The sequence below is a fragment of the Fluviicola sp. genome (genome assembly GCF_030151805.1).
GTDB lineage: Bacteria > Bacteroidota > Bacteroidia > Flavobacteriales_D > Crocinitomicaceae > Fluviicola.
The window spans coordinates 1-4,783 of record NZ_JASLCN010000348.1; the positions used below are offsets into that span (position 1 = coordinate 1).

Below are 4,783 nucleotides of genomic sequence, written 5' to 3' on the forward strand. Positions count from 1 at the left end.
AATTCTTCTATTTCCGTTTGTTCAGGAAAATTGCCACTTAATCTTTTTGCCAGTTTCTTCCCGTTTCCGGATTTCCAGTAAATGGAAAACCCCGGAGAAGGATAGTGGAACCGAGTAGGAATCATTCTTTTTCCCGTTTACTGTGTTTCAAAAGCAGGTCTTTCATCGTATCCAGTTGGATTTTCTGCATTTCCAATAATTCCTGTTGTTGATGAATGATGAGGTGATCTATTTTTTCGTGTAACAAACGGATTTCTACTTCAGATTTCAGGTTGATCATGTAATCTTTCTTTGAGCGTTCCCTGTCTTTTTCCTCCTGCCGGTTCTGACTCATCATAATGACCGGAGCCTGAAGTGCTGCCAGACAAGATAAAATCAGATTCAGTAAAATGAAAGGGTAGGGGTCAAAACCTTTGTTGAGCAAGATAAATGCATTGAAGGCAATCCAGATCAGTAAAAACACCATAAAGGAAATGATGAAGGTCCAGCTTCCGCCAAAGGAGGCTACTTTATCTGCTACGCGCTGACCAAGTGTGTCTGCTTCTGAAGCCTGGTCTTCCAGTTGATCCGAAAGAAGTTTTTTTTCGTTGAGTGACGCTAAAACCGTTTTATCCAAAGTAGAAAGTTCTCCCAATTGATCTTCCATCATGTTTGAAAGATATTTTTCACGGTAATCGTTGAGTTCCCCGATTGAAAGGCAATGATTTTCGTTAAAATCGGGGTGATCTTTCTGAATGAGTTGTAAAACAGAACCACGAATTGTTTTTCCCGAAATACGTTCAGATAACGGAAAATGCTCGTTCGATAAATCACTGCGAAAGGTGTTCATAATTGAAATGAATTTGTACCAGGTGAATTTACGCAGAAAGAATTTAATTCAATGAAAAATGCCCCGATCTCTCAATTAGCAGATTCGGAGCATTTATTTTCTCTGAATGAGAACAAGCCCTAAGTTGGTTCAAAAGAATCTAAAATCAAACTTCCGAATGATTGTTCTTTAGGGTTTAGCGTCAATCTTTACTTTAAGTTCTTAATGATAAACGCAGCAAGCATTTTTCCTGCTTTTGCATAGGATTCACTGATGCGCGTACCAGTGTCGAAATCCATTCCCATTGCCTGGGCTCCCGGAACCAGTTTCTGTGACAGTTTGGCCAATATTTTCTTTTCATCGTTTTTGTCGACGAAGATGTATTCATACGAAACAGCTGCCGGTTTGCTCATTACTCCGACATTGTAGCCGGGTTCAATGAATTTTGTTTTGATGATCAGCGTGTAATTTGCTTTATCATTGTCTCTGCCGGCCTGCACTTTATTTCCTGCCAGCCCTTTTTCCAGTAATTCTTCAAACTTTTCAGGGAAGCGTACTTCTTTGTCCCGTTCCCAGGATTCGGACCATTTGTCGCCTCTTCCTGCTTCTTTTTCGTTCAGTTCTTTGATTCTTTTGTCCTTGTAGGATTTTTCCGAAGGATAATCGCCCACTTCCAGCGCGGAAAAGTCGTAAACAACATTCAATTCGGTTTCACCTTTCAGGAAAGTGAGATCTCCTTCCAGGAGCATAATTTTTTGGGCACTGGCCACGGTTGCAAAACCAAGGACCAATCCCAGCGAATACATGATTTTTTTCATACTTAGCTGTTTAGAATAACACAGTGAAAATTATAGTAATATTCTGAAATTTAGATACTTTATCTGAATTTGCAAAGAAAATTACGTCAAATGGTGTACGGATAAAAAAATGTTCCGCCACCGGGACGGAACATTCACGATATCATCTAAACAGTTGTTTTTTACAATAATTCGTTTGCCAGGTTTGCCAGCTCGGAACGCTCTCCTTTTTCCAAACGTACGTGAGCAAAGAGGTTTTGACCTTTCAAACGGTCGATGAGGTAAGCCAAACCATTACTGTTTTCGTCCAAATATGGCGTATCAATCTGATGCACGTCTCCGGTGAAGACAATTTTGGTTCCTTCTCCTGCACGTGTAATGATGGTTTTTACTTCGTGCGGAGTGAGGTTCTGCGCTTCGTCAACAATGAAAAGAATGTTGGATAAACTTCTTCCGCGGATGAAAGCCAAAGGAGTAATTAAAATCCGGCCGCTTTCCTGCATCTCAACAATGTGTTTGTGCCGTTTTTCATTTTCTCCGAACTGTGATTTGATGAACTTCAGGTTGTCCCACAACGGTTCCATGTACGGACCGATCTTATCGTTTGCGTCTCCCGGAAGAAACCCGATTTCCTTATTCGAAAGCGGAACGAGCGGTCGTGCCAGAATGATTTGCTGAAAGAGTTTGTGTTGTTCCAATGCCGCAGCGAGTGCTAACAAGGTTTTTCCCGTTCCGGCAACACCCTGCAAAGCAACGAGCTTGATGTTGTTATTCATCAATGCGTTGATGGCAAAAGCCTGTTCTGCATTTTTTGGCTTGATTCCGGAAGTATATTCTTTTTCGACCCGTTGTAACGTATCTGTATGTGGATCAAAATAAGCCAGACCGGAGCTTTTTCCGTTTTTCAGGATGTAATATCCGTTTGCAATCTTCTGATTTCCTAAAATTCCGGATTCATCGATTGTTCCTTTCAAAAAGAGTTGCTTGATTGTTTCGGATTCGATTCCTTCGATCGTGGAACTGGAAACCTGCTCCAGGTCGTTGGAATGCACTTTCCCGGTTTCATAATCTTCAGCCAGGATACCAAGTGCCTTCGCCTTGATGCGCAGATTGATGTCTTTGGTAACAAGGATGACGTCTTTTTTCGGTTCCTGTTCTTTAATTACCAGTGTGGAGTTGATGATCTTGTGGTCGTTCTTTCCGGAACCGTAAATCGCCTCGGCATCTACGTCCTTTGGTTGAGAATCCAGTAACACACGAAAAGAACCTAGATTCGGCCCCAGCGAAATCCAGTGTTGCAGACCTCCGTTTACCGAGATCTTGTCAATAAAACGAATTACTTCACGAGCTGAGAAGTTCTTGGTGTCATTTCCAATTTTGAATTTGTCCAGTTCCTCTAAAACAGTAATTGGAATTGCGACATCGTGTCTTTCAAAATTCATGATCGCGTCATGGTCATGTAGTAGAACCGAAGTATCTAGTACAAATAATTTGTTCTTTTTAGCCATACTGAAGTATTTGTATTAAAGTACCTTTTTCTGACCTCGGTTACACGTACCGGAATTCAAACTTATTGACAAAGATTTGTGATTAAAAAAGGGAGCTTTTAACTCCCTTTTAATGTTCTCTTTATTTTTCTATTACAAACCGTTTCAGTGTTTTAGCACCTTGTGATTGCAGTTCTAACTGGTACATTCCCACGACCAGTTTTCCACAGTCAATTTTCGTTTGACCGGGAGCCAGGGTTAAAACAGAGATCACTCTTCCGGTTTGATCCAGAACGCGTGCTTCAATGGATTGACCGGAAGTGTTTTCCACATTCAGGAAACTGTTTGCAGGATTCGGATAAATACTGACAGCCTGATCGATCAATTCTGAAAGGGAATTCGGCAAACTGGTTGAAAAACGGTTGTCTCTGTTTGAGCGTGTGGTGTTGAAATCTTGTGCCATTTTTGTGCTTGAACAAGTGCTTGGCGCATCTACGGTTACCACATAAAACAACCCGTTTGTGGAAGTCGGCTGGTCCGTATAGGTAAACAAGTTGTTGGGCATAACAGCGATATCTTCCCAGCCATCCGTGTTCGTATATCTTTTCAACACGAAATTCGAATAGTTGAACCCTTCGTATTTGTCCCAGAATAAATTCATGTCGTTTCCTAATCCATGATTCACAACCAGGTGAATTGTTTTGTGGTTAACACTCAATTCCGATTCAACGCCGCAGGCATTTACAGAAGTGATCTTATATCTCCAGGAACGCACATTCGGTGAAGCAGACAGGTCATTAAAAACGGATTCGTCGGTGTAGTCAACTGATCCGACAACCTGGTAAAGTCCGGCTTGTGATGTTTCCCGGTAAATGTTGAAATGATCGATTCCGACTGTAAATGGTTTTTCCCATACAACGAGGTTCTTGTTTGTCAGCTCATCAACAGTTACCATACAAATTTCCGAAGCCGGCGGAAGGGCTGCTCCGACAGTTGCTCCCAGAACGGTGACACAACCCGTAGCTCCTGTTACGGAAACAGAATAAGTTCCCGGAGCGAGGTTCGAATTGTTTTGAGTGCTTGCTCCGTTTGTCCAAAGATAACTTTGCGGGTTTCCGGAGATTACGTCCAGCTGAATGCTTCCGTCGTTCGAACAAGTGGATGGAGTAACGGAACTAACAATCAGATTTGGTCCGAAAGTGTTTGAAACCAGTGCGCTGCTTGTAAACGAACAGTTGTTTGCATCCGTCACAGTGCAAAAATAGGTTCCGGCCCCGATATTGGAAATGGTTGCATTATTTACGTGCAGGTTTGTTCCGTGAACATCTGTCCATAGATAATCAAAAGGAGCAGTTCCACCAATGAAAGAGGCTGTTGCCTGGCCATTTGTTGCAGAACAGACAGGTTGTGTAATGGCCATTTGACCGAGCATAATCTGTTGTGGTTCTTCAACGAGGTAAGTTGCTGCAGAAATACAACCCAATGCATCGGTGATTGTCAATTCATACGGACCGCTGTGAAGCCCGGAAATGTCTTTGCTTGTTGCTCCGTTCGACCAGGAATAAACCAATGGTGCAGCACCGCCCGTTGTTGTAATGTTAACAGCACCGTTGTTTGTTCCATGACAAGTTATTCCTGTAGCAGTTCCTGTTTGAGAAAGCCCGTTAGATCCGATCATGGAAGAGGCCGTT

At 42.4% G+C, this 4,783-nt stretch carries 4 protein-coding genes; all 4 read right to left on the minus strand.

Annotated features, from left to right (window positions below; translation table 11 throughout):
• Positions 1-121 precede the first annotated feature (121 nt).
• Positions 122-829 carry a DUF1003 domain-containing protein gene (locus Q1V93_RS13265; RefSeq protein WP_300665368.1) on the minus strand — a complete coding sequence of 236 codons (708 nt, stop codon included), beginning with the start codon at positions 827-829 and terminating at the stop codon, positions 122-124.
• Positions 830-1,017: 188 nt separating this feature from the next.
• Positions 1,018-1,626: a hypothetical protein gene (locus Q1V93_RS13270; protein WP_300665369.1), complete on the minus strand. Its 609-nt coding sequence runs from the start codon at positions 1,624-1,626 to the stop codon at positions 1,018-1,020.
• 161 nt (positions 1,627-1,787) lie between these two features.
• A complete protein-coding gene (locus Q1V93_RS13275) occupies positions 1,788-3,113 on the minus strand; it encodes a PhoH family protein (RefSeq protein ID WP_300665370.1) in 1,326 nt (441 codons plus the stop codon).
• Positions 3,114-3,234: 121 nt separating this feature from the next.
• On the minus strand, positions 3,235-4,783 hold a 1,549-nt coding region (locus tag Q1V93_RS13280), incomplete at its 5' end, for a T9SS type A sorting domain-containing protein (protein ID WP_300665371.1).

Excerpts from the sequence above, each read along its gene's own strand:
- Q1V93_RS13265 (WP_300665368.1), bottom strand. The coding sequence starts at position 829 with ATGAACACCTTTCGCAGTGATTTATCGAACGAGCATTTTCCGTTATCT.
- Q1V93_RS13270 (WP_300665369.1), bottom strand. The coding sequence starts at position 1,626 with ATGAAAAAAATCATGTATTCGCTGGGATTGGTCCTTGGTTTTGCAACC.
- Q1V93_RS13275 (WP_300665370.1), bottom strand. The coding sequence starts at position 3,113 with ATGGCTAAAAAGAACAAATTATTTGTACTAGATACTTCGGTTCTACTA.